This is a genomic window from Dapis hubbardiae BLCC-M172 (genome assembly GCF_050016015.1).
Lineage (GTDB): Bacteria > Cyanobacteriota > Cyanobacteriia > Cyanobacteriales > Microcoleaceae > Trichodesmium.
Map to the genome: position 1 here is coordinate 1 of NZ_JBNHEQ010000226.1, position 26,091 is coordinate 26,091.

21 protein-coding genes and 1 pseudogene are annotated in these 26,091 nt (G+C 35.2%); 15 read left to right on the forward strand and 7 right to left on the reverse strand.

What is annotated here, in order from left to right:
• Window positions 1–286: 286 nt before the first annotated feature.
• Window positions 287–2,110 (reverse strand): CapA family protein, encoded by a 1,824-nt coding sequence (locus ACP6PK_RS20810; RefSeq protein WP_426562270.1) that lies wholly within the window; start codon window positions 2,108–2,110, stop codon window positions 287–289.
• 285 nt (window positions 2,111–2,395) lie between these two features.
• Here ACP6PK_RS20810 and rfbB point away from each other — a divergent pair, with 285 nt between their 5' ends.
• Together rfbB and ACP6PK_RS20820 are read left to right on the forward strand one after the other, a co-directional pair.
• Window positions 2,396–3,469, forward strand: coding sequence for a dTDP-glucose 4,6-dehydratase (rfbB, locus tag ACP6PK_RS20815; protein WP_426562272.1), 1,074 nt, complete (start codon window positions 2,396–2,398; stop codon window positions 3,467–3,469).
• Window positions 3,470–4,368: 899 nt separating this feature from the next.
• Window positions 4,369–4,794 (forward strand): hypothetical protein, encoded by a 426-nt coding sequence (locus tag ACP6PK_RS20820; protein ID WP_426562274.1) that lies wholly within the window; start codon window positions 4,369–4,371, stop codon window positions 4,792–4,794.
• A gap of 374 nt (window positions 4,795–5,168) precedes the next feature.
• Here ACP6PK_RS20820 and ACP6PK_RS20825 read toward each other — a convergent pair whose 3' ends face one another.
• Entirely contained in the window at window positions 5,169–5,828 is a 660-nt protein-coding gene (locus ACP6PK_RS20825; protein WP_426562276.1) for a cofactor assembly of complex C subunit B, read from the reverse strand.
• Between the two features lie 349 nt (window positions 5,829–6,177).
• A complete protein-coding gene (rpaB, locus tag ACP6PK_RS20830; RefSeq protein WP_094674219.1) occupies window positions 6,178–6,909 on the reverse strand; it encodes a response regulator transcription factor RpaB in 732 nt (243 codons plus the stop codon).
• A 450-nt stretch (window positions 6,910–7,359) separates the two neighbouring features.
• Here rpaB and radA point away from each other — a divergent pair, with 450 nt between their 5' ends.
• On the forward strand, window positions 7,360–8,940 hold the full coding sequence (gene radA, locus ACP6PK_RS20835; protein ID WP_094674217.1) for a DNA repair protein RadA: 1,581 nt from the start codon (window positions 7,360–7,362) through the stop codon (window positions 8,938–8,940).
• Window positions 8,941–9,036: 96 nt separating this feature from the next.
• Here radA and ACP6PK_RS20840 read toward each other — a convergent pair whose 3' ends face one another.
• Window positions 9,037–9,276, reverse strand: a complete 240-nt coding sequence (locus ACP6PK_RS20840) for a hypothetical protein (RefSeq protein ID WP_094674215.1) — start codon at window positions 9,274–9,276, stop codon at window positions 9,037–9,039.
• Window positions 9,277–9,321: 45 nt separating this feature from the next.
• Window positions 9,322–9,888, reverse strand: coding sequence for a hypothetical protein (locus ACP6PK_RS20845; RefSeq protein WP_094674213.1), 567 nt, complete (start codon window positions 9,886–9,888; stop codon window positions 9,322–9,324).
• A gap of 365 nt (window positions 9,889–10,253) precedes the next feature.
• Here ACP6PK_RS20845 and ACP6PK_RS20850 point away from each other — a divergent pair, with 365 nt between their 5' ends.
• Both ACP6PK_RS20850 and ACP6PK_RS20855 read left to right on the forward strand, forming a co-directional pair.
• Window positions 10,254–10,799: a DNA-binding protein gene (locus ACP6PK_RS20850; protein WP_426562279.1), complete on the forward strand. Its 546-nt coding sequence runs from the start codon at window positions 10,254–10,256 to the stop codon at window positions 10,797–10,799.
• A 484-nt stretch (window positions 10,800–11,283) separates the two neighbouring features.
• Window positions 11,284–11,985, forward strand: a complete 702-nt coding sequence (locus tag ACP6PK_RS20855; RefSeq protein WP_426562281.1) for a lecithin retinol acyltransferase family protein — start codon at window positions 11,284–11,286, stop codon at window positions 11,983–11,985.
• 385 nt (window positions 11,986–12,370) lie between these two features.
• On the opposite strand, the gene ACP6PK_RS20860 is transcribed toward ACP6PK_RS20855, so the two are convergent.
• Together ACP6PK_RS20860 and glpX are read right to left on the reverse strand one after the other, a co-directional pair.
• The gene (locus ACP6PK_RS20860; protein WP_426562283.1) at window positions 12,371–13,666 is read right to left on the reverse strand and encodes a glutamyl-tRNA reductase; all 1,296 of its coding nucleotides are present in this window, start codon (window positions 13,664–13,666) and stop codon (window positions 12,371–12,373) included.
• Window positions 13,667–14,581: 915 nt separating this feature from the next.
• On the reverse strand, window positions 14,582–15,619 hold the full coding sequence (gene glpX / locus ACP6PK_RS20865; protein WP_426562284.1) for a class II fructose-bisphosphatase: 1,038 nt from the start codon (window positions 15,617–15,619) through the stop codon (window positions 14,582–14,584).
• 349 nt (window positions 15,620–15,968) lie between these two features.
• Here glpX and ACP6PK_RS20870 point away from each other — a divergent pair, with 349 nt between their 5' ends.
• The 10 genes and pseudogenes from ACP6PK_RS20870 to ACP6PK_RS20915 all read left to right on the forward strand — a co-directional run bounded on the left by ACP6PK_RS20870 (window position 15,969) and on the right by ACP6PK_RS20915 (window position 25,989).
• Window positions 15,969–16,301 (forward strand): thioredoxin family protein, encoded by a 333-nt coding sequence (locus ACP6PK_RS20870; protein WP_094676556.1) that lies wholly within the window; start codon window positions 15,969–15,971, stop codon window positions 16,299–16,301.
• 454 nt (window positions 16,302–16,755) lie between these two features.
• Window positions 16,756–17,949, forward strand: coding sequence for an LL-diaminopimelate aminotransferase (locus ACP6PK_RS20875; protein ID WP_426562286.1), 1,194 nt, complete (start codon window positions 16,756–16,758; stop codon window positions 17,947–17,949).
• An 815-nt stretch (window positions 17,950–18,764) separates the two neighbouring features.
• Window positions 18,765–19,631, forward strand: a complete 867-nt coding sequence (locus tag ACP6PK_RS20880) for an NF038130 family PEP-CTERM protein (RefSeq protein WP_426562288.1) — start codon at window positions 18,765–18,767, stop codon at window positions 19,629–19,631.
• 330 nt (window positions 19,632–19,961) lie between these two features.
• Window positions 19,962–20,100, forward strand: a pseudogene (locus tag ACP6PK_RS20885) (IS701 family transposase); the annotation flags it as partial.
• A gap of 398 nt (window positions 20,101–20,498) precedes the next feature.
• Entirely contained in the window at window positions 20,499–20,660 is a 162-nt protein-coding gene (locus tag ACP6PK_RS20890; RefSeq protein ID WP_426562290.1) for a hypothetical protein, read from the forward strand.
• 26 nt (window positions 20,661–20,686) lie between these two features.
• Window positions 20,687–21,607: a 2-keto-4-pentenoate hydratase gene (locus ACP6PK_RS20895; protein WP_426562292.1), complete on the forward strand. Its 921-nt coding sequence runs from the start codon at window positions 20,687–20,689 to the stop codon at window positions 21,605–21,607.
• Between the two features lie 1,089 nt (window positions 21,608–22,696).
• Window positions 22,697–22,906: a hypothetical protein gene (locus ACP6PK_RS20900; RefSeq protein WP_426562294.1), complete on the forward strand. Its 210-nt coding sequence runs from the start codon at window positions 22,697–22,699 to the stop codon at window positions 22,904–22,906.
• A 27-nt stretch (window positions 22,907–22,933) separates the two neighbouring features.
• A complete protein-coding gene (locus tag ACP6PK_RS20905) occupies window positions 22,934–23,230 on the forward strand; it encodes an AAA family ATPase (protein WP_426562296.1) in 297 nt (98 codons plus the stop codon).
• Window positions 23,231–24,145: 915 nt separating this feature from the next.
• On the forward strand, window positions 24,146–24,463 hold the full coding sequence (locus ACP6PK_RS20910; RefSeq protein WP_426562298.1) for a hypothetical protein: 318 nt from the start codon (window positions 24,146–24,148) through the stop codon (window positions 24,461–24,463).
• A gap of 296 nt (window positions 24,464–24,759) precedes the next feature.
• The gene (locus ACP6PK_RS20915) at window positions 24,760–25,989 is read left to right on the forward strand and encodes a bifunctional sterol desaturase/short chain dehydrogenase (RefSeq protein WP_426562300.1); all 1,230 of its coding nucleotides are present in this window, start codon (window positions 24,760–24,762) and stop codon (window positions 25,987–25,989) included.
• Window positions 25,990–26,091 lie beyond the last annotated feature (102 nt).

The window sequence follows — 26,091 nt, forward strand, 5'->3', positions numbered from 1 at the left end:
CCAGAAATCAGAAAATGGTAGGTAAAAACTTTTATTGTGTATAGAGCAATAAAGAGAAATCAAAAATAAAAATTTGATTCAATCGCCACGAAACCTTGTTTCTTTGAAGCAAAATTCCCTATTGCGTATAGAACAATAGAAGCTCAATCACAAATAGAAGAAATTTAATACCACCGTCAGAATTGAATCTTTCTACTCTCCAACAAAAACTTTTGGAAATTCCCCGATAAGTTTTTCCAAAAAAATTAGAAAAGACTCCACAACAACATCTAAAGCAGATTCTTTTTTAACTTTTAACTTCTAATTTCCCTTCAGCATCAATTTCTAACATTGTCTTCGGAAAATCTTTCTTTGTTAACTCCCTAATTAACTTAATACCTCGACCAAGTTTATCAGGATAAGGAATACCCTTACTATTCAAATGAACAGGTAAAATTTTCCCAGAAACAAAATCTCCTCTAGGATTAACATCTAACTCTAAAACCAAAGAATATCCTAACTTCCCTTTACTAGATAATGTACGATAACCCATAAAATTTCCCAAAGAATAAGCAATTAATTTTCCTTGATAAATTTCCATTGCTCTAGGTACATGAGGACCGTGACCTAAAATCAAATCTGCACCTTCATCTATTAACTTATGAGCAAATAAAACCTTATTTCCTCGATTTTCACCAAAGAAATATTCCGTTTTATTCTTGACTCTTAAAGCTCTAGTTCCCTCTGCACCTGCATGAACAGAAATAACAACAATATCTGCCTTTTCATCTGCTTCTTCCACAAGTTTCTTAGCAGCATCTAGGTCAAGCATAGAATTATGATAACTATAATTACTAAAAGCAATAAACGCTATATTAATTCCTTTAACTTTCCGATAAACAATTTCTCCTTTTTTACCAACTGCCTGCATTCCTAAACTTTGAATATTGGTAATTGTATCCTCAAAACCTTGCTTGAAGAAATCGAAAGAATGATTATTTGCCACACTCAATACATTAAAACCAGCATCTTTCAATAAATATCTATAATCTGGTGGTGTTCTAAAAGCAAATACTCGACCACTACCCATTCTTTTGCGACTTCTTGGGTAACTTGTTAAGGTACTTTCAAAATTACCAAATACAATATCGGCATCTTGCAGAAGTGGTTTGACTGATGCAAATAGGTCTTGTTTTTTTGGGTGTAATTTATTTTTCGGATAATTAGTACCTGGAATAATATCACCTACTGCCTTAATAGTGATTCTAGTATCAGGATTTATAGGAGATTTAATTGACGATAAAATAAATTCAGAAACTTCTGATAAATTAACCTGATTATTATTGGGTTTAACTGTGGAATTTTGTCTACTTTTGGGAGTAGATATAGTTATTGTAGCTGATTGACTAAATTCTGCTACTGAGGTATTAGTATCAGGTATTTTTGATTGTGGAGAAATATTTGAAATAATATCGGGTAATCTGTAAGTTTGAGAATTAACAATCAAAGTGGATATGGGAACTAATATTATACTAATCGCACTTGCTAATAGCCAAATAAATTTGTTATTTTTATGTGAAGATTGCTTCTCAATAGGGTTGGGATAAAATGATTTTTCTATTATTGCTAAATTGGTTTTTTTTCTCGCAGGTTGATTGAGATAAATAACAGAAGTATCTACTTCTTCTTTTGGCTTTTTCTGGGTTATTTCTGAATTATGTAAAGTTGCTTTTTTAGATGGGTTAGGTAAAGTAAGTTGAGAAGATTCTTGGGAATAATTTGTATTTTCTGGTTGCCACCAAATTGTCCCTACTCCCGCCGGATGGTATATTGCAGGTTGATGTAATTCAATGACTTCTGTCCACTCAGGAATTGTATGACCTAATCTTCGCCCATAAATATTGACAAAATCAATGGATGGTGCTTTGAGAGCTTTCATTCCTTGATGAATAACTCCAATACAAGTTTGCTGATCTGGTAGTTCAGAGCCTTCTAGTAAAATATGCAGATTGTTTTTCTGAACATTAACCCTAGCTTTAATTCCTATACTGTTTAATGTCTGGTTGATTAGAAAAGCGATCGCTGTTGGGTCTCCTTGTTTTGCTTGTTTTAATACTTCTTCCTGACTCACTATTATTTTCCTCACACGGAATATTGGCTAGATTAATAATATTACTTTGTCATCAATATATAGGCTAAATTGATCAGTAACAGAGGATAGATTATATTTACACACCAGTCTATTTTGTCAATTTTTATGTTAAGAAAGATGTTGATCAAGCATAGGACTTTAGTCGGAGGTTCACAGATAATTGATAACTGAAATGACCTATTCCCGTACAACTCAAATTTATTGTTCTAACTAAAAGACGTAGTTCTATATCTTTGATAATTTTAGTTTTAGGAGAAGAAAATTATGGAAAGTCGATTATTGATAACTGGGGGTGCTGGATTTATTGGTTCTAACTTTGTCCATTATTGGAGCGACACCTATCCTAATCACCGAATAGTTGTGTTAGACGCTCTAACTTATGCTGGTAACAAAGAAACTTTAGCTGATTTACAAGACAGGCCAAATTTTCGTTTTGTCCAAGGAGATATTTGCGATCGCTCTTTGGTAGATAGCTTACTCCAGGAAGAGGATATAGATACAGTAGCCCACTTTGCAGCAGAATCTCATGTAGATAGGTCTATATTAGGACCAGCAGCTTTTGTCCAAACTAATGTTGTGGGTACTTTTACTTTATTAGAAGCATTCAGAAGTCACTATCAGATTCTTGCTCAAAATCCAGATCGTAGGTGTATATTTCTCCATGTATCAACTGATGAAGTTTATGGTAGCTTAAGTTCTGAAGACCCTGCCTTTACAGAAACGACACCTTATGCTCCAAATAGTCCTTACTCTGCTTCCAAAGCAGGAAGTGACCATCTTGCTAGGGCGTACTACCATACTTATGGTATTCCTACAATTATTACTAATTGTTCTAATAACTACGGACCATATCATTTTCCTGAGAAGTTAATTCCTCTGATGTGCATCAATATGTTATTAGGAAAACAATTACCAGTTTATGGAGATGGGCAGAATATTCGAGATTGGTTATATGTAATAGATCATTGTCGAGCATTAGATACGGTAATTCATAAAGGTCAACCAGGAAAAACTTATAATGTTGGAGGAAATAATGAAGTAAAAAATATTGATTTAGTGCGAATGTTGTGTCAAATTATGGATGAGTTAGGGAATGATTTACCTGTGCAACCTTGTGAAAAATTAATTACTTTTGTCAAGGATAGACCAGGGCATGATCGACGCTATGCTATTGATGCGACAAAGATTAAAACTGAGTTAGGTTGGCAACCTTCGGTAACTGTTGAAGAAGGCTTAAGTCAGACTGTCGAATGGTTTTTGAATAACCGAGATTGGTGGGAACCATTATTGTCTGAAGAATATCAGACTTACTATAAACAAGTTTATGCAAGTTCTTAAATAAGAAATAAGACAAATAGTCAAGATTAACATTGAGTACCTAAACAAAATTATTTACCTATTCGAATTTTCTGAGAGATTTAGAATAAAAATAATTCAGCCTGTATAAATGTGTAATTAATTTTGTATAGCTGCTTATTAATTAATTGATAATGGATAATTACTTATAGTTAAAACCGTAAAGGAATTGAATATAAGGAAATATCCTAGCACTTTTATTGAGGGGAGATTGGATATAGCGTTTTGTTGCACGACATGAAAAATGGAACGGCTATGCAAGAGCGTTAAACTTAGTTAACAACTTCTTTTTCCCCTTTCAAGGGGAGACTTTTAAGTTGAATGATTGGGGTTTTCTGAAAAAGTATAAATGGTAAGAGTAGGAGTAATGAGTAATGAGGAATTTAGAGGAGGTAGTGGGAAGAATTATCCCTTGATTTTTCTGCCTCGTATCACCCTAAAATCCTAACTTTTCAACCTTTTTAGACCGAAAACCTTGCACTTTTTTAAGACCTAAAAATCCTAAAGCCTTTATCTGTCGATACTTTGAGATTTATTCAGCAAGCTCCAATTATTAATTATTCCCTAATTATTGCTCTGCTGATTAAATATAAAAGCCTTCACATATAAAAGTTTTAGGCTTTTTTAAGTCCTAAAAAAGTGCCAGCTTTTCAGTTGCTCAGGTTCAAAAAGTTAGTATTTTTTGCTCACTATGGTAGAAAAATTCAGGAACTATCCTTCTGACTACCTACTGTATAACTCCCATTTTTTCCTGACTCCTGAAGTCTGACTCCTGACTCCTCGTCCTTACGAAAAGAATTTTTCAGCAAACCCTAAGTAGGTAATACATTCTTCCAATTTACTTTTTTTTCTCTTGCTCAAAATTATTAATTCCCTATCTTATGAAACAAATTGCTTTGATAACAATAGTATTAATAACTTCAAGCTTAACAATTTATCCTATAGAAGTTTTATCCCAAAATGCTCCTAGCTATGTACCTGGACATTGGCAACCAGAAGCTCAAGCAGCAGATCCAAAAAAGCCAATTATAATCAAAATTTTAAATCAAACCGGAACAACTATTAACTATAACTTAGTTCCTGAAGTAGAAAAACTTTTACCACCAGGAAGAATTACAAACATTAGAGTTGACTTGACAAGCAAACCCGGTGGTTATAGCACAGTAAATATATATAATGATACTCTACTTACTTATGAATATAGTGCAGAGGATAATGTAGTTACTGTTAGAGTTAAACCAGGTTCAGAAACAACCGACCATAAATCAGTTTATATTTCTCCCACTGGCAGAATATACTCTTTTTAAAGATTAATTCGCTAATTTGTAGATCGGGTTTTCACTAGGATAACTATTACAATAGCGATCGCCAAATTATCTGAAAGAGTTTAGACAAGAAACTGGTAAGTTGTTGAATTATTATCCTTAATGGTGAGTAATTGAAACTGCGGAAAGGAATTTTAAGGAGTAAGAAAAACCTTTGATTTTTGAGTTTATCCTGCCCTCTGATTAAACTCTAATGCTTCATAGTATTTTCTAAATAAATTAAATAGGAATGCTATATATAGAATAGAAAGGTAAATCATTCTGTACTCTCTGAGGATATTAAACCCTCAAGTTTTATTTTATCCTCATTTCCTACTCTCCCCACAATGATTAAAATTTCCACATACAGGTGGTTATTAAAAATGAAACAATCCAGATTTTTTTGATAGAGTATATGTTAATTTATCTGCTATTCCTGAAATCCAATTTTCATCTTGTTTAGTGTAACTGCGAGGAGCATTTGCACCCAAAATCATTACACCATTATTGCCAATAGGTTGACAAATTACACCTTGGGTATTTTCTGGTAAATAATTAAATTCAATACGACCTGGATAGACTTTTAAATCTACTAAATAAATAGGTTTTTGTTTCTCCAAAACTCGCTTTAAAATAGCTCCTGGTTGTACTTGTGATTCAGATGGTAAAATTCCTCTTCTTAATAAAACTTTCCCTTCATACCAAATAATAATAGTTTTAGTTACTGTATTACTTAATAATAAACTAGAAGCCCAAGCAAGTTCAGTTTTAGCTATTTCTGATAATTCTGGTAATAATTCAAATCCTGATTCACCAATTAATTTAACAGTATCAGGAGAGCGTGATTGTATTTGTTGCCAGAGTAAACCAGTCAAAATTAAAAAAGCACTTAAAATCACTCCTACTACATCGGAACGAGCTTGAGAAGCTAAAAGATTAGGGGTGAAAAATCGATTAATCATTAGTAAAGTTCCACCTAATCCTCCTGTTATTATCGGGAGCATTCGTAATACTTTATTTTTGTCTGGTTGAGTCATATTTTCAGTTATTAGTATCTCTGATAGGAGTCAGGAGTCAGGAGTCAGAATTTTCAAAGTTTTTAGCTCAAATTAACTATTATAAAAATTTTTACAACCAATGGGCAGATTGCTATATCTTCAAATAATAAAAAATCAAATCAATTATCGTAATCTTATTCATCAATTCTTTCTTCCTACTCCCTATATTATAGGGGTAAGTTTTTAATAAAGGGATCAGTAGACTTTTATTCAGTATATAATCTCAACAGAAACGTGCTTCTTTTATACCCCAAACTTCCTATACTGCTTTGATGTAAAAGGTAAAAAACTTACCCTTGTCAACTCCTCCCTACTCCCTCCCTGTATTTCAACCAACTTCACCAGGTTCAGTAATGCGTTGGAATAAATAACCAGTACCTCGTGCAGTTAAAATTAATTCTGGATTACTTGGATCTTCTTCCAACTTAGCCCTAAGCCGAGAAATATGAACATCCACAACTCTTGTATCCACATGACGCTCTGGAGTATAACCCCACACTTCCTGCAAAATTTCAGAACGAGAAAAAGGTTCTCCAGAACGACTTACCAATAACTCCAACAAACTAAACTCCATACCAGTAAGTCTAATCCTTTCATCACCCTTATAAACCTGACGCTTATTAGTATCTATTCTAATACTACTGACTTGAATAACACCAGAACTAGGAATACCATTAGCCCCATTTTTATCTACCCGACGTAATACTGAACGAATTCTGGCTTCTAATTCTTTTGGAGAAAAAGGCTTCACTACATAATCATCAGCACCTAACTCTAAACCTGTAATTCTATCTGCAACATCTCCCAAAGCAGTTAACATAATTATGGGAATATCTGACTCTTTCCGTAACTCTTGACAGACACCATAACCATCTAATTTTGGCATCATTACATCCAATACCACCAAATCTGGCTCTGTCTTGTGAAAAGTCTCCAAAGCTTCTTCCCCATCAGCAGCCGTAACAACATCATAGCCAATCATTGACAGCCGAGTTTCTAAAATACGACGGATACTTGCTTCATCATCGACAACCAATATTTTTTCTTTATTATTTTCCATTTTTCCTAAATCTCCTTAACTAAGCTTTATGATTATATTAATTTTTTTAACTCTATCATCAAAATAACAGTAGAAATTACCATTTTTTACAGGAGGGAACAGGGAACAGTGGAAAAAACATTTCCCAGTCTCAGATTCATAATCTAGTCTAAGTCCTAACCAATTCTTTTTTAGCTATACTACTCCTAAGCTTAGAATTAGTTAAACTTGAAATTTTTGGCTCTCCTAGACTGGTTATAGCTTCTTAGTAGTTTCAATAAACTTAAATCCTTAAATAGCAGAGGATTAAACCTTTAGGAAAATTGATTGTTATTAGAATTGCTTTTTTGTATTTCCATAATCCTTGCATAGCAGTGATTACAGAGTTTATTTTGTAGTAATTTATCATGGCTACCCTAGAAGAGCAAAATTTTTTTATATTTGCTGGTGAATATTAACTTATTTTAAGAAATGCCAAAACAGAAAACAAAGTATGTATGTACAGAATGTGGGTATGAGTCTTCCCAATTTCTGGGCAGATGTCCTGGGTGTAATACTTGGAATTCTCTAAAAGAGGAGATAGAACAATCAACTACAAATGCTCTACAAAGATTAGGGCTGACTGATATTGGTATTGGTTCTCAAACATTTGAAGGAGATGATTCTTCTGGTCAACCAAGGGCATCTTTTTTATTATCTCAGATTTCTGACCAAACTTTGTCGAGAATGCCTTCTGGTTTTGAAGAATTAGACAGAGTGCTTGGTGGTGGAATTGTTCCTGGTTCTTTGGTGTTGATTGGTGGAGAACCTGGTATTGGTAAGTCTACTCTTTTATTACAAGTGGCTAATCAGTTGTCTAGTAGATGTCGGGTTTTGTATGTGTCGGCGGAAGAGTCTGGACAACAAGTGAAATTACGTTCCCAACGTTTAATTGTCAATTTCAATGAAGTAGAAGAAGAGGATAAGGATAATGAAGTAGAAGGAGAGGATAAGGATAATGTTTCAAATATTGAGATGGATAAGAATTTATCTTCAAATGAAAGTCAAGAAAATAATGGCAATTCTGAATCTATAAAAGATTCTCCTACAACTTCTCAGGAAAATTTATTTTTATTGCCAGAAACAGATTTAGAAGTAATTTTAAGAGAGTTGGAATCTCTCAAACCATATTTAGCAGTAATTGACAGTATTCAAACTATTTATTTTGCTTCTTTGACTTCTGCTCCTGGTTCGGTTGCTCAAGTTCGGGAATGTACTTCCGCTTTGATGCAAGTGGCAAAAAGAGAAAATATTACCTTATTAATAGTCGGTCATGTAACTAAAGATGGTGCTTTAGCAGGTCCGCGTGTTTTAGAACATTTGGTAGATACAGTTCTATATTTTGAAGGCGATCGCTTTGCCTCTCACCGTTTGTTGCGCTCTATGAAAAATCGCTTCGGTGCTACTCACGAAATTGGAGTATTTGAAATGGTGGCTAATGGTTTAAAAGAAATATTAAACCCATCAGAATTATTTCTCGGAAGTAGGGATGAATATTCTTCAGGAACTTCTACAGTTGTGTCAATGGAAGGTACCCGACCCATAGTTGTAGAAATTCAAGCTTTAGTAAGTCCGGCAAGTCATGGTTCGCCTCGACGTTCTACTACTGGAATTGATAGTAGTAGGCTACAACAGATTTTGGCAGTTTTGGAAAAAAGGGTAGGCATTCCTTTATCAAAATTGGATACTTATGTGGCGACTGTAGGAGGTTTGAGTGTGGAAGAACCCGCCGCAGACTTAGGGATAGCTATTGCTGTAGTGGCTAGTTTTCGCGACCGGGTAGTTGACCCCCGAACTGTTTTGTTGGGAGAGGTAGGATTAGGGGGGCAAGTCCGACCAGTGTCTCAGTTGGAGTTGAGATTAAGGGAAGCTGCTAAGTTGGGTTTTAAAAAGGCAATTATTCCCAAAGGTCAGCAACCGCCAGATTTAGGAATGCGTATTTTGCCTATCGCTAAAGTGATAGATGCAATAATTGCTTCTATTCCGGCGCAACCTCCAACTATGGGAAGTTGAGGTTTTTTTGTTAAAAGTTATTAGCTAGGAAATTAAGTTTCCTGGCTGTTTTTTTGCTAACTTTTAATTTTCAGCGATTGGAATATTAATAGATGACTAAACAAATTGAATAGATTCTGGAACGGCTCCATTATAAAAAGTATTATAGTCGGTAACTGTTCTACGGGCATCAACTTTTTTCCCAAAAGTTTTCTTAGAAATAGGTAGTAAAACATTTGCTCCCCCAAGAGGTTTATAGTCAATTCCCTTATGTATAGCTGCTGCAATTAGAGCGCCATTGCAGATGTAGTTTCTTGCCCAGTTTTCTGCATAATGTTTCAATCCATAGGAACCCATGGTGAAACTTTTTATAAATATACAATTACTCAACCAAGCTTTTGACTAATAGTATTGTTCTAAACCAATGGGCTTACAAAGGCTTTCCCTATCCCTATAGTTAAGACTAGCCGACATTCCATTAGTGCATAACGTTTGATTTTCTTTTAAAATTAACTCCATTTCGTCTTTAAGTGAGGAGTATTTCACAATGTTTGATTTCCAGTAAAACTCAGAGTTTGATTTTTTGAAGTTGTAGAGTTTTTGTTTCGTAGCTACATTAGTAACTACATCACCTTGATATTTGTAGAATTCTTTATTTAACCTTTTCAAGGCTACTATTACTACACCTTCAGGTATTTCTGTACTACTCCAGTTACTAATATCTTGACTTAATTGTAAAACGTTTATTGGGCTTCTAAATGAGATTTCTTTAGTATATCTACATTGACTAAGATAATTTATTGACCAAGAATAAGCTCTTAAACATTCATCAGACAAAAGATTTTCATCAATGCTTCTACTGTCGTGTTTTTCTACTTGCTCATCTAAACCATAAACTTTTATATCGGGATTTATCTTTAAAATTGTAATTATTTGTGCTTTTAATTGTTGATAATTAATTTGTTCCATTGTTATTTTTTATTGTAAAAATTAACACATATTTAATTAAGAATCTAGCTAATTTTTAATTTTGAGCCGTAGGCTATTAAATTAAATAGTATACCTGAACTTCCCCTTTGAAAAAACGGCACAATGTATGCTGTACAAGAGATAAGTTGGATTTTCTACCTGGATTTACTGGCTAGAACAAATGTAGAATTCTTAGGCAGAAAAATCTTTTTGGGAGTTTTTTATCTTACTCCTTTCCGCACACTCTGTTTTTTTCAGGAAATCCCAGATTAACAAAAACATTTTTATCTGAAGCACCCAAATGTATGGCTTTGTAATTTTTGTATTATTTGGTATTATTCTGTTGTACGCAATAGTTAAATATTATGCTTGTTGGTACAACTGAAGCTGCTTCTTTATTGAATATTTCTGCCCAACGAGTCCGAGTTTTAGTCAAGGAAGGTCGGATTCAAGGCGCTCGGAAAATTAATGGTCGGACTTGGGGAATTCCTCTATACAAAGGAAGACCAAGAATCTCTGGTAAAAAACGCGGCCCCAAACCCAATTGGTTGCCTCTGCGCCATTGTGGTAAAAATACCCTTCATTTTAATCGACCTAATATAGAGAAAAATCGGAAGCGGAAAAAAGTCGATCCTCAAGCCAAAGATGAATATGTACTTTCTGCCCAACGTGGCTCTAAGATTTTAAGTAAGGGTCACGAAATGGAGATTCACGGTCCTTGTCGGATTGTTTATCGACCAGATGAGCCTCATAGTTGTGGAGCGACTGTATGGATTGAGACTTTAGCAACAGTAACTGTGTTTAATTTAGATGGTACAGTGGAACGGGTAGATAGTAGATGGGTTTGGGAAGAAGAGGAGATGTGGAAAATTAACAAGAAAAGTATTGAGGAATTAATTAGGATTAGCTAATTATTCCTCTCCTGATTAAATATAAAAGCATTGACAGAGAAATAAGGTGCATTTTTAAGTTTTGAAAAAGTACCTGGTTTTTAGCTGTTCATTCTCAAAAAGTTAGCATAGTTGGGCAAAAAAATTACTCCCCTACTCCTTAAAACAGACTTTTTCAGCAAAGCCGAATTATAGTTGTTTCACTTGAGATTGAGACAAGTGTTTCTTCCTATGAAAGGATTTTAGCTGTCGCGATCGCCATTTTCTAAAATAGGTTTTAATTGTTCAGAAATAGGCTTTGTTTTACTCATAATATAACCTTCCTATCAATTTTTTATTTTATAGATTTAAAGCTATTATCCACAACATAAAAATACTCAATTTTCAATTTAATTTACATCATTTATTTGGCAAACTGAACAATAGGATAGTGAGTTAAACTGCTTTTACTTAATCCTATAATTCCAAGCTTTAATAGCTAAATCTATTAGTCCCCAAAATTAAAATGCAATACCAAATTGGTGATATTTTGTCAGTTCAGCTTTTTGCACATACTCACCATTTTTTCGTTTACATTGGTAATAAAGAAGCTATTGAATGGGGAACTTGGGATGGAACATCTTGGATAGGCGGGAAAGGGCATATTTTCAGAAAAAAACTTTTTCAAGTAGGTTCCGAGTATAAGTGGCTGGGGAATAGTGGTGACTTGAAAGAGATAACTTTAGAAAAGCGTACTGGAGTAACTAAGGAATTAATAGAAAAACGAGTTAAGCTAGTTACACCTGGAATTGATTACCATTTAGGTCATCGTAATTGTGAACATTTTGCATATTTTTTGACAGGAAATATGCCACGTTCTGACCAAAGCATTTGGCATATGTTTACAGATCACGATCCATTTACTACCAAACCTATGATTAATAATTTTGAGCAACTGCGTGAGGCATTACTCAGAAGTAAACACTGTGGTCCTGTGGGTCTATCCAGAGGAGATTTTGAGAATGCAGTTTTTGTTAGTCAACTAGACGATGGTTATTACATCTACCACCTGAGTCATCCTCTTGGGGGTCAACATTTATATGTCACTACTTTTGAAAAAGCTGAAAATTTTGAATCAAGCTACAACTCAATTGTTTTGGCATATTTTGGCGCATTCTTTGGTAGAGGAGAAATTTTCAGTATTGTTCGCCAGTTGCGAGGGTGTTAATTTTTTTAATTTAGTTATTGCTCTGCTGATTAAATTTCAAAGCGTTTACAAATAAAAGTTTTAGCCTTTTTAGGTCGAAAAAAGTCCCACCTGTTTCAGTCAAAAATACTCAAAAAGTTAGTATTTTTGACAGACCAGGGCAAAAAAATTACTCCCCTACTCCCCCATTCCCTATATTCCTTAAAAAGACTTTTTCAGCAAACCCTAGTTATAGGCATTCAAAAAAAACGACAAAGAATAAAGAGGGTTGACAACAGGAAAAAAAGGCGATACTATTCATTCAGTGGGCTTACTTCGTCCCTGCACTAGACTTTTTATTCAACTAAAAAACTTAGATAGATTATAGTAGGGTATGAACACCCCACTAAACTAGCCAACGCACTAACTAAACAACTTTTCCAGAACTAACTTCCGTCTCTAAATTAAACAAAAGTTGTAAAGTCTCCATCGCATGACGCCTCGCCTCAATATCCTGTTGCGCTCTTAGCTGTACCATTGGGTCGTGCAAAATCTTATTCACAATACCCCTAGTCAAAGCCTCAATTACCTCTTGATGTTTTTCCGCAAATTCTGACCCCAACCGAGACAAAGCTTTTTCCAATTCCTGCTCTCTAATAGTTTCTATTTTTTGTCGTAAAGAATTAATAGTCGGAACCGTTTCTAAACTTTTCCACCACACATCAAAAGCTTCGACCTCTTCCTCCAATAAAACCTCAGCCTCCATAGCCATTTGCCGACGACTTTCTTGATTTTGAGCAACAACCGCCTTTAAATCATCCACATTAAAACAACGAACATTAGGCAATTCACTCACATCAGTAGCAATATTACGAGGTACAGAAATATCCACCAACATTACAGATTTTAAAGGGTCTAAAATTACTTCTAATTTAGCCTTATCTAAAATCGGTTCAGTTGCACCAGTGCTAGTAAAAACTAAATCAGAATCAGCAATAACCTGACCCATTTCCGACATAGAATAAACATTTATATTTGCATCCTTAAAACTATTTGCTAAATCCTGAGCGCGTCCCACAGAACGATTAATAATAGATATCTTATTTGCACCTTTAGCTAATAAATGTTGCACCAATAATTTTGACATTTTACCAGCACCAACAATAGCCACTTGATAATTAGATAAATTCTCCAATTTCATCTGAGCTAATTCCACAGCAGCAGAACTAATAGAAACAGCACCAGTACCAATACTTGTTTCCGTCCTAACCCTTTTTCCAGCAGTTACAGCTTGCTTAAATAAACGATTAAGAATTCGCCCAATACCCTTATATTGTTGTCCAAGTTTATGAGTTTGTTTAACCTGAGATAAAATTTGCCCTTCACCCAATACCAAACTATCCAATCCAGCAGCAACTCGCATTAAGTGCATAATAGAATCTTCATGGAGTAGCATAAATAAATGAGGTCGAAGTTGAGTTAAAGGTATTTTACTAGAGTCAGAAAGAAACTGAGTTACTTCCCTAATTCCAGGCTGCATTTCATTAGTAACTACATAAATTTCTAAACGATTACAGGTACTAAGAATTCCTACTTCTTGGGTATAAGTTCCACCGCACAATTGAGTAATTGCATTTTGTATTTCTGTTTCTGGAATACTTAATTTTTCTCTAACTTCGACTGGAGCTGTTTTGTGGCTAAGTCCTATTACGGCGATATTCATATAATTTTTATTTTGTTAACTTTTTGTTCTTTTTAATTTCAATCCCGTTTTGAAGGGAGGAATCTTATACCAGTTGAAAAAAAGAATGTTACGAATAATAAGGACTATTAAAAGACAAGAGTGAAAATGTATATTTGATGAAAAAGATAAATTAAAGCCGAAAAATGGTATTAAATCTCTACATTCTGACTCCTGACTCCTGAGTTTTAATAAATAGCCTACCTATTTGTAGCAAACATTTATCAAATTGGTATTAAAGAATGAATTAGGAGAAATTTATATCGTTTTAGTGCCGATTATAACTTACTCAAAAAAATGAGGCAGGTTTTACCAAGTTCATTATCAATTGTTAAAGAGGTAATTATCCATTATTCATTATCCATTATCAATTAATGAACAGATATTAGCTATTTGGTATCAGTCATCCATCAACAGTTAATATTTTTAACAGGCTTGTTTAAGACTTCCACTATATTGCTTCAATTAGTGGTGTGCTTTGGTGGAGAGAAAAATCTACCACCATAAACTTTGATAAATTTTAACTGTTAACTTTTTGATGGATACTTAAACAAGCGGTCAGCACTCAGCACTCAGCAATAAGTAATATCATTTTTTTTACTTACGAGAAAGGGATTTTTCCCCTCTTAAACCATCCGGTGCAATAGCTGCTGGATTTTTTAAGCTTGGGTTAAAAACCTGATAGCTGTTTGCGGAGCATTCCGAGACGGAAATGCTAAAAGCTGATGGCTAGTTAAAATTCTTGCACCTCAATATTTAACTTAAAACCTACCCCAAAACACTAATAATTCCTCAACCATCCGAATTGATATGAGGAATTAATTATGACCTTATGACTGCTCGGTTCGTAGGTCATTTTTTAGTTTGGATATACTCTAAATTTATCCAATACTATTTCTATTTCAATTGCAATGTTTTAGCTTCTCCAAACATATGCACGGTATCTACGAACCGAGCAGTTTTTGACTGAGAAGAAATAACCAAACTTTGGGTACGAGCACCATGAGGGAAGAAACGTACTCCCTCCATTAGAGTACCAGGAGTAATACCACAGGCTGCAAATAGGACTGTTTCTCCAGAAGCTAAATCTTCAGCATTGTAAACTTTGTCTGGATCTTCGATGCCCATCTCTTTAAGTCGAGCCATGTTATCTTCTTTGCTTTCTCCAATTAAACCAGTTTTGACAATAGCTGGGTCATAAATCAGTTGTCCTTGGAAATGGCCTCCTAAAGCACGCATGGCTGCTGCAGAAATTACTCCCTCTGGTGCAGCACCAATACCCATCAAAGCATGGATATTTGTACCTGCAAATGCACAGGAAATTGCTGCAGAAACATCACCATCACTAATTAAACGAACTCTGGCACCAGCTTGACGAATTTCATTTATGAGTTCTTTATGACGTGGGCGATCCATCACTACAACCACCAATTCCTCAACAGCACGTTCCATGCAGTCTGAAATAATCTTGAGGTTGTCGGTAGCTGACTTATTAATATCTACATGATTTTTAGCTACTGCTGGTGCTGCTAATTTTTTCATATAGACATCTGGTGCTGCTAATAGACCACCTTTCTCAGAAATAGCTAATACTGCCATAGAACCATTTTGACCATAGGCAACTAGGTTTGTTCCTTCGCAAGGGTCAACTGCTATGTCAATCTCAAGTAGCTGGTCTATATCACAGACATCTTTAGCATTGGGCTGAGTACAAATTCCTACTTCTTCCCCAATGTAGAGCATAGGAGCTTCATCTCGCTCCCCTTCTCCAATAACGATACGACCTCTCATGTGAATTTCGTTCATGCGTTTCCGCATAGCTTCTACAGCTACTTCGTCTGCAGTATTTTTCTCACCTTTTCCCATCCAACGAGCAGAGGCGATCGCTGCTTGTTCTACTACTTCGATGATTTCTAAACCAATTACGTTATCCATGAATTTTTATTCTCCCAACTGCTGAGGAAAACTTTTTTATTTTGCTCTCCCAGTGTTAAAGTCTATCAGAGGCGGGGATCAACTTAGGACTTTGTGGGGGGTAAGTTGATGTAAAGTTTTATTGAGGGAATCACGAGCCAGGAGTCACGAGTCAGTCGTAGGGGGGAATGGCCATTCCCCCGTACAGGAGTCAGGATTGTGAAGATGATGGTTGATAGCCTCAAGAATAATTTAGGAAAATTTATTAGTTTGGGTCGAGTTTTGCTTACCTAGTTAATTTTGATCAAATGATCAGCAATAATAGAAAATCTTTATTAGAAAATTTTAGTCAATATGGAATGGAAGAAACGTGAGTAGCAATGTTATTGTCATTACTGATTCTGAGTTTGAAGCTGAAGTCCTTAAGTCAGAAAAGCCTGTATTAGCTTATTTTTGGGCTAGTTGGTGTGGTCCATGTAAATTAGTTGCTCCTTCAGTGGAAAAGGTGGCCACTGAGTATAGCGATCGCCTAAAAGTAGTAAAGATGGAGGTCGATCCTAACCCTGAAACTGTTAAGTTATATAAGGTGGAAGGACTTCCTTTACTTAAACTGTTTCGGAATGAAGAAATATTACTCTCCCATGAAGGGAGCATTACACAGAAAAAGTTAGTTGAGATGTTGGAACCTCATTTAGATAATTAATAATTAATAATTAATAATTAATAATTAATAATTGATACTCCCTTCCCGCTAGAAGATTACCTAGCTAAATTTGGCTATAAGCTATATCTTGCAATAATCTAATGATTATAATCTTGCGCTGGGAAGGGAGTAATTTCAGTTATCAGTTATCAGTTATCAGTTATCAGTTATCAGTCCCTCTGCAATAAGGAGGCTTGACATAAGTAGTAATATTCTCTTTTTTTATCCTCTTAAAAAGGGAGGCTATCGACCGTAATTTTTCGGTAATTAGAGATAGTTGTTATTATCAATTATCAATTATTTATATGCAGTTATCAAAACGTTTAGAACCTCTCAGTTTTAATGTCTTTGCTGATATGGATATGGCTCAGGCAAGGGCAAAAATAGAATGTATAATTAAGAATTGGTAAGTTAATTAATTAATTCTCAATTCTTAATTATACATTCTTGAAAAATGCAGTTATCAAAACGTTTAGAACCTCTAAGTTTTAATGTCTTTGCTGATATGGATATGGCTCAGGCAAGGGCAAAGGCGGCAGGAAAAGATTTAATAGATTTGTCTCTAGGTTCTTCTGACTTACCAGCGCCTCCCCATGCTTTAGAAGCGATCGCTCAATCTCTACAAGATTCTTCTACTCATGGTTATTCGTTATTTTCTAGCACTGAAGCTTTTAGGCAGGCAGCAGCTCAGTGGTATAATAGGAAATTTGGCATTTCTGTAGATCCGGAAACTGAAGTTTTAGCTTTAATTGGTTCCCAGGAGGGTACGGCTCATTTACCTTTGGCTGTAATGAATCCTGGGGATTTTGCTTTGTTGCAAGACCCCGGTTATCCTTCTCATAGTGGTGGGGTGTATTTGGCGGGAGGTCAAGTTTACCCAATGCCTTTGTTGGCAGAAAATAAGTTTTTGCCTGTTTTGGCAGATATTCCTGAATCTGTTTTGGCTCAGGCAAAAATGATGGTTTTGAGTTATCCTCATAATCCCACAACGGCGATCGCTCCTTTATCTTTTCTGGAAGAGGCTGTGGCTTTTTGCCAAAAACATAATTTGGTCTTGGTTCACGATGCTCCTTATCTGGATTTTGTTTTTGATTCATCTTCTGAAGCTCCCGGAAAACAGGCTCTTGCTCCTTCCATTTTTCAAGCTGACCCGGAAAAAACTGTGTCTATAGAATTTTTTACTATGTCTAAGTCCTATAGTATGGGAGGTTTCCGAGTTGGTTATGCCATTGGTAATCCTCAGTTGATTCAGGCTTTGCGACAAGTTAAAGCCTGTATTGACTTTAATCAGTATCGGGGCATTCTCAATGGAGCGATCGCTGCTTTAACTGGTCCGCAAGAGGTGGTTAGAGAAACTGTGGACATTTTTCGGCAACGGCGGGACATTTTTGTTGGAGCATTGGATAAAATTGGTTGGCCTGTGCCAATGCCATCAGCAACTATGTATGTTTGGGCAAAGTTGCCGGAATTGTGGGCAAATGATTCTGTGGGGTTCTGTGTTGGCCTAGTGGAAAGTACGGGGGTAGCGGTTGCCCCAGGGGCTGGTTTTGGTCAGGCGGGAGAGGGATATGTGAGGTTTGCTTTAGTTCATAGACCGGAAGTTTTGTCAAGGGCTGTGGAGAAAATTTCGGTATTTTTACAGAGATAGTTGTATTGTAGGGGCAGGTTTATTTCAGTTATCAGTTATCAGTTATCAGTTATCAGTTATCAGTGAATTTTGGGAATAAATAATTGTGCAATTGACGGATTGAAATAATTGTAGGGGCAGGTTTTGTCATTGATTGTGATGGTAATAATTGAATTAACTAAACCTGCCCCAAATCAATTGATGGTGATGGTAATTAGGGGATGGGTTGATTTGATTTATTGTTGGATATTTTATTCAATGGATGAACCTACCCCTACGGATTAATTTTTGTCATAAATAATTGTGTGATTTATGGATTTTGGGGGATGGGTTGATTTGATTTATTGTTGGATATTTTATTCAATGGATGAACCTACCCCTACGGATTAATTTTTGTCATAAATAATTGTAGGGGCAGGTTCTATCATTAATTTTGATAGTGATAATTGAATTAAATAAACCTGCCCCAAATTTACCTCCGTGTAATTACATAAGTGATTTCAACTATGTTTTAGAGGGGGTAAAACTTCACTAAAACTTCATATAAAACTATAGACATTTGATTTTAAATCTGCTTATAATAGGTTTAAGCGAAAAGGAAAAAAGCTTAAATCGACTGGCAAACAATATAAATCCTAACTACAGGTACATTGTTACGCAAAAGACCAAATCAAAATCATAATTATCGGTGATTTGAAACACACATAATATCTTGTTACTTATGTTTTGATGATTTTAATAGATAGATTAATTTCCATTTAACCAGTTGTTTATAAGTTTTTTAGCCTAGCTAATTTTGACAAGACACAAATCAAACATTAAGGAGAGTAAAGATTATGGCAGGTTTAGTAAAGAAATTTTTAGCAAGTGCTTCTGTTGTTGCTGGTATGAGTGCAGTTTTCGGCGCTCCGGCAATGGCGGCTAGCATCACAAGCGCTACAGTAACAGGACCTAATGTAGTTTATTCAGATGATGGTACAGGTGACTTAGACCCTAATTTACCTGGTGTCGATCTAACTTATATTCTTCAAAATGCAAATTACGGCAACGTAGAATTATCTGGTCAGTTAGGCGATCCTAATGCAGTTGATATGATGACTGCTACAGAATTAGAAATTTTGTTTAATGATGGCTCAGACGTTACATTCCGTAGCATGACTTGGGGTGACTGGTTTGGTGCTGCCACAAAAGATGGCTATGGCTATACTTCCTTTTTCCATCAATGGTATAACGAAGGAATTTCAACCGTAGGTAGTGGTTTAGAGGCTTTTGGAACTTCTCAGCAAATGTATAATATGGGTTGGGAATTTTTTACAGGTAGTAATTTACTAAATGGAGGAACCCCACAAGTTATGAGAATCAGTGACCCTAACGTTGCTACAGTACAAAAGAGAGGTAATGATGATATCTTCTTCCAACTTGCAGGTCATAAAGACCATAGTTCAGGTTTTGCATTCAGTGAAGTTGTAGCAATTGAGCGTGACGGTATGTTACTAGGATATGCCTACGAGTTTGGTGGACCTGACAAATTAGCTACAGTATACGATGATGATTCTGAAGGTTCCTTCCAAGGTCTCTACGATTTCACTATTACATCAGGAGGTGATATTTTAGCTGAAGATGTACCTGAGCCTTCTACTGTATTAGGTCTAGTGGCGATAGGTGGTTTAGTTGCTGCGACTAAGCGTAAGTCTGCCAAGTAAAATTTTAGAAAAGCATTAGAATAGCTTCTTTAGTTTGTTAGTGAGTATAAAAGTCTGGAATAGGGAGTCTGACTGACTCCCTGATTTTTTTTGTTTTGGTTTCATTTCATGTCCGGTAGCATCGTTTGTGTATAATTAAAGAGGAGAAAAATAATTCCCTGGAGCGATCGCCATTATGCCAAGACGCTTAAGTATCCAAGAACACCTAAGTATAGATGAACTAGAAAGAAACTACCGAGCTACCTATTGGGACTTACAAAACTTAACTGGCAAAATTAGACTATAATGTTTGGTCTACAATAATTTTACGTCTCCCGCGATCGCTATTCGATGAAAGAAACAACCCCTACTGCAATGCCCCCTTGCGCGTGAAAGGTGGTGTAAACAGTTTGATGATTGTGGGAAAAACCCACCCCACAAAACAGGATTCCGCCACTATCTGGGTGGATTACTAGGGGAAGTTGATAAAGCTTTTCGTACAGCCATGTATGCACCATTTTTTTAACTGGTTAACTAACAACATTGACACCTTTGCCTTTCATAAACAGAGTTTGGGCTATATTTGGGCTTAAGATGAGAAGTGTAAACTTCGCCAAAAGTCTCATATAAGCTGGCTTTTCGCAATTAAAGTAAACCTTGATAAAAATACTGGAATCCAAGTAGAGTAAGTAATGAACGCCCCTTAATATTTACTTGATTTCGGCAGCTCTAAAATGTTGTGTAAGTCCCGTAGCGATCGCGGGAGACGTAAAATTATTGTAGACCAAGCATTATAGTCTAATTTTACCAGTTAAGTTGTGTAAGTCCCATTAGAAGATATAGACTATCTGTTAAAAAATGCTGCCATTTTAAATATACCAGCGCTCATTGCTATATGTAAAAGGTACAGAAGTTGAAGACAAATATGGATTGAAAAAATGGCTTCCTATAGACAAGCAAGCTAACCAAAATAAAATCAAGGAAATTGAACAAGATAAAGATTCCGATCCTAAAAATACTCCTGATTGTTCTAAATGGAAAAAAGACTGACAAAATTTTATTAAAAACTAAAAATTATGCACATATCTAAATATCTGATTTTACTCTTAATCTCTTTCCTTTCAGCTTGCTCTTTTGAAACATCAAACATCCCACCAGAAACAGAAACTTCCGACAAAAATTCTACATCTACAGTTACTCCAGATAATAATTCCCAGTTCGTAGAAAATCTAGTAGAAAATTACCTCCAAAAAACTCCAGTCAAAACAACAGTAAATCTAACTTTACCCCAAGCACAAAAAATTCAAAATCAGTTTGTGGCAGAAATTAGTAAAAGTCTCGGTTCGGTAGTTGGTTATAAAGCCGGATTAACTAATCAAAAAGCTCAAGAAAGTTTCAATGTTTCTCAGCCTTTGCGCGGTGTTTTTCTAGAAAAAATGTTATTAGAAAATGGTAGTGTTATTTCCGCTAAATTTGGCAGTCGCCCTATTGGAGAAGGCGACTTAATTATGAGGGTAGGAAGTGCAGAAATTAATAATGCTCAAACTCCTAGAGAAACCTTAAAATATTTAGATGCAGTTATCCCATTTATTGAATTAGGAGATTTAGTTTATAGTCAAGATATAAAAATAGATGCTCCTGCTCTTTTAGCAATTAATGTTGGCGCAAGAACAGGAATTTTAGGTGAACCTATTCCTGTAGCTGATACTGATGAATGGGAAAATCGTTTGCAAAATTTACGGATAGAAATGTTAGACGAAAATGGCAAAGTATTAGCATCAGGAAATGGTAGTGGTTTATTAGGAAATCCCTTAAATGTTGTGTTGTGGATTAAAGATTCTTTGCAAGCTGAAGGAAAAGAATTAAAAAAAGGAGATTTACTTTCTTTAGGGAGTATGACTAGCTTTGTTCCAGTCAAATCAAATTCTACTATTCGTGCTAGATATTTAGATTTAGAACCGAATAAAACTGTAGAAATATTTGTCAAATTTGAGTAATAGTAGGTTAGGTTGTTTGCGCTAGCATTGCGCAGCATGGAACGTTTGCGGAGCATTTCCAACGGAAAAACCCAACAACAATAACTAGCTTTATTCAAGTCAAATCAAATTCTACTATTCGTGCTAGATATTTAGATTTAGAACCCAATAAAACAGTGGAAATATTTGTCAAGATTGAATAAAGGTAGCAACCCGATATACCTAAAACGGTGCGTTACAACGGATTGCTAAATTATTTTTATAGTCTATATTTGAGCCGTCTAACGCACCCTACAAGTTTGGCATTTTATTAACAATAAATTATCTAAACGTGATATGATTTATAGAATCATTTTAGATAGATGAAAAATGAAAATCCAAAAATTATAATTTGGCGATCGCGCACAATCTTGGTATCTCAAAACCATTTAATTTTCGCCTAATCTTAACTTGTTAGTTGGTGTTTCTGGCGTCGAAAAAACTCAAATAATTCGTTTAATTTTGGGTCTTAAAGGAATTGCTAATGGCAAGTCATTTAATGGAGTTTATACCAATTACCATGCATTAATACTATACTTTAGCTATACTTCAACAGTCCAGTATTTACCAAAATTTAAAGTCTGTTTTTAACAATTATTAGTTAGTATAGATTATCGCTACTTTTCCTCTCCCCCCACTTCCCACACTCCCGTACGGACGCCCTTATGCAACGTCCCTCCGCCACCCAATCATATATAGCAATATTTTTGAGAAATGGTATTACTGGGATATAACTTTTCTAACTAAAGATAATATATCATATCGTTTCGTTGACAAGGAGAATTTGAAACTGTAGAAGAGTTTCGGATAATAATAAATGATTCTGAGGCACAGCCTAAATTTAAAATTATTTCTGAAAATCTCTCTAAAAATGAGGAATTTATGATTAAAAGAGACTCAGAAAAAATTATATTTAAAGGTAGTCAGATTCCGAAATTATCACCATTTGAAAGTACAGTAGAATTACTAAATCAAGAATAAGATATTAATCCTGTCAAGGAAAAGTTTAATAAAATTATAGATACACATTGGGATGAAGATTCTGAAAAAATTCCGATAATACCTCTTTCTATGTTAGCAAACTATCAAAATAGTTCTTTCAGTGAGATTCAAGAAAGCAGCCTTTTTAGTTTTACAAAGTTATCTCTGGTTTATCAATATCTACCAGAAACTTTTCACAAAATCAAAGATATATTTATGGAAATATTTGAGACAGTAGAAGATATTAAAATAGAATCCCTATTAAATTTCAATGACAAAATTTATGAACCATTAATTTAGATTTTAAAAGAGTCTAGAGCCTTATCCTTGAAAGAAAAAGGAGTATCTAATTGGATTTTACCACCACATATTTCTTCAGGAATGTTTAAAACATTGATGTACATTAGCGAATTATATTTATCTCCCGAAGGCAGCGTAATATTAATTGATGAATTTGAAAAGAGTTTAGGAGTTAATTGTCTCGATAGTGTCACAGATTTAATCTTAGAAAATCCTAGACTAGAATTTATTATTACCAGTCACCATCCATACATCATCAATAATATCGGAAATAAATATTGGAAAATTGTCACTCACCAAGGCAACATCATAACAGTTAAATAACCTGAATAATTAGGAATTTCCCCATCTAGATATCAAGGTTTTATCGACCTAATTAATATCCTTGAAGAATCTCCCGAAGAGGTAGAAGCAGAATAAATATTTATTTCCTTTTAGAAGGCAGAAGTACAGAGAAAAAAATTTATGAATCTTGGCTAAAACATCTTCTACCCGAACTCACAAAAGTCAAACTTGATCATCAAGCTAATCATAATAATTACTGTTTAGTTAGCGCTCATGGTTATCCTTCAATTATTCACGAATATATTCCCGATGCCATAAAAAAAATCCAAGAAACAGACAAATATAATTACCAGGTAATTTGTCTTGATACTGAGGCAGAAACAGTCGCCAGTAAAAAACAAGAAATTGAAGATTTTATTGTAAAAAATGACCAAAAAATAAGGTCTAAAGCCTCCCCTTAAAAGCCAGGGATGTTTCAGGCGTAAAATAAATAATCGATTATTTATGAGAATTGGGGACACGTCGATAAAAATTTGGGGAAAAGTTACGAAAAACTGACTATTTTTAGTGTTGGAGGTAGGGAAAAGCTCCCTGCTCACATCTTGGTCAAATCAACGAAATTTCTGAAAAATCCATTTCTTCACCAAAATTATTGCTCGATATTCTTTGGGGAAAATTAGTGTGTAAATGGTGAAAAATTCTCCCCGGCTCCCTGCTCCCCGGCTCCCCCTCTACCTTAACCAAGAATGAAACAGCCCTGCCCTTAAAAGGGGATGAAAAAAAATCAACTTCAGTATTTCAATCCGGATGGTTTAGCCAGAGGTACTTTTAACTGATAACTGTTAACAGTTATCAGTTAACTGAAATGACCTGCACTTAAAATTAGGAAAAGTTAAGCCTATTTCCATTATTCAAAACCGATGTATCGAAACTAGGCTATTAGGAAATAGAAAATTGTTCGACTCTAGACAACCTCTGGAAAAACCTCTTTCAGATTATGCACAATATTATGATGTATCCGTCAAAGACCCAGAATTAATGGGTAATTATAGTCAAGATTATAATCATACACAATTTCACTTTTCATATATCAAGGAAATATTTAGAGCTAAGAAAATTAATTATTCTAAAAAAAATCCAGGAGAGGCTAAAAATCAATCCTATTTAGATGAATTAAAAAAGAGAATTACATTAGAACCAGAACATTTAAAAACCTTTCAAGATTTTATAGATTTTTGCCAGAAGATTAAAAAAGAATTATCTGTAAAGTAGGGACGTTCTATGTAACATCCCTACTTGATATGCTGTAAATTCATAACTAATTACTGATAACTGATAACTGAAAATAGTGCTACCCTAAAATATGTTTGTCTTATTTTGTTAATTATAGAAGTTGCTATTACTGGCGCAGACATTCTCGCGCCTCTCAAATTTAGTCAGAGCAATAATGTAGGGGCGAATGGCCATGTGCTAACGCAAAGCTCCGCTTTATATGTCGCGCAGCGAAACGACCCTACTGATTACTGACTACTAACTTCTGACTGTAGCTATATTTAGTAGTAAACCCCATGCAATTTTCCTCCCTTAATCCTTGGATAATTAATACTTGTCTAATTCTCGGTTCTGTACTTTTTGCCGAACTCATACGAGACCTTTATCATGTAGTTTCTCATATTTGGTCGCCCCTCTATAAATGGCATGCTTGGCATCATCGCGTTTTCCGTCCAGACCTAACTACTGTCAGTACAGAAATGTATCAAAAAGCTACTTGGTATCACGACATACCAGAATCTGTGGTAATGTTAACCTTTGGTATGCTATTATGGGCTTCATTTTTTGTCTGGATGCCTTCCTATCAAGGGGCAACTCTGGCAGGTGTTACTTATACCTTAACTTTTTCCTTTCCAGCGATCGCCCGCGCCATAGGTATTCCCAATGCTGACCAACTTACAGACCTCAATCATCTTCCCGGTGCATTTTTAACGCCTCCAGCCAACTGGCTCGTAAACCGTCCCTACCATTGGCGACACCACTTCGACAATCAAAACGCCTATTTCTGTGGAACCCTCACCTTAGTAGATAAACTCATGGGTACAGCACTTTCCCTCAAAGGTAAAACAATTGCCGTCACAGGAGCTTCGGGCAGTTTAGGCCAAAGTCTCCTGAAACACCTTCATCAAGCAGGAGCCAAAATTATTGCTCTAACATCCAAAGACCAGACCATTACCTTAGACATAGACGGTCAAAGCTTAGAACTAAATACCATAAATTGGCAAATAGGTCAAGAGGATAAATTAGCAGAATTATTAGAAAAAGTAGATATATTAGTCTTAAACCACGGAATTAACGTACATGGAGAAAAGACAGCAGAAGCGATCGCCAAATCCTACGAAATAAACACATTTTCTAGCTGGCGAATGTTAGAAATATTCCTCAAAACAGTCAAAACAAATTCTGATATTGCCTGTAAAGAAGTCTGGGTAAATACCTCCGAAGCAGAAGTTAATCCAGCCTTTAGTCCCCTTTATGAACTAACAAAAAGAACTCTCGGAGATTTAGTTACTTTGAGGAAATTAGATTCTCCTTGTGTGATTCGGAAATTAATATTAGGTCCGTTTAAAAGTAATCTAAATCCTGTAGGAATTATGTCTGCTGACTGGGTAGCAAAACAAATAGTTAAATTAGCAAAAGCAGACGTTAGAACAATTATCGTCACAATTAACCCTTTAACCTTTGTAGCAATTCCTATCAAAGAATTTTTCGTTTATAACTACTTTAAATTATTTACTTCTAAATAAATTTAGAGCCAATCTAAAAAGTAGGGGTTTGGTCTCCAAACCCTAAAAATTATTTGAGAGAGCAGTTGTTTTTGCTGCTCCCTTCTCAATTACTTTCTCCAG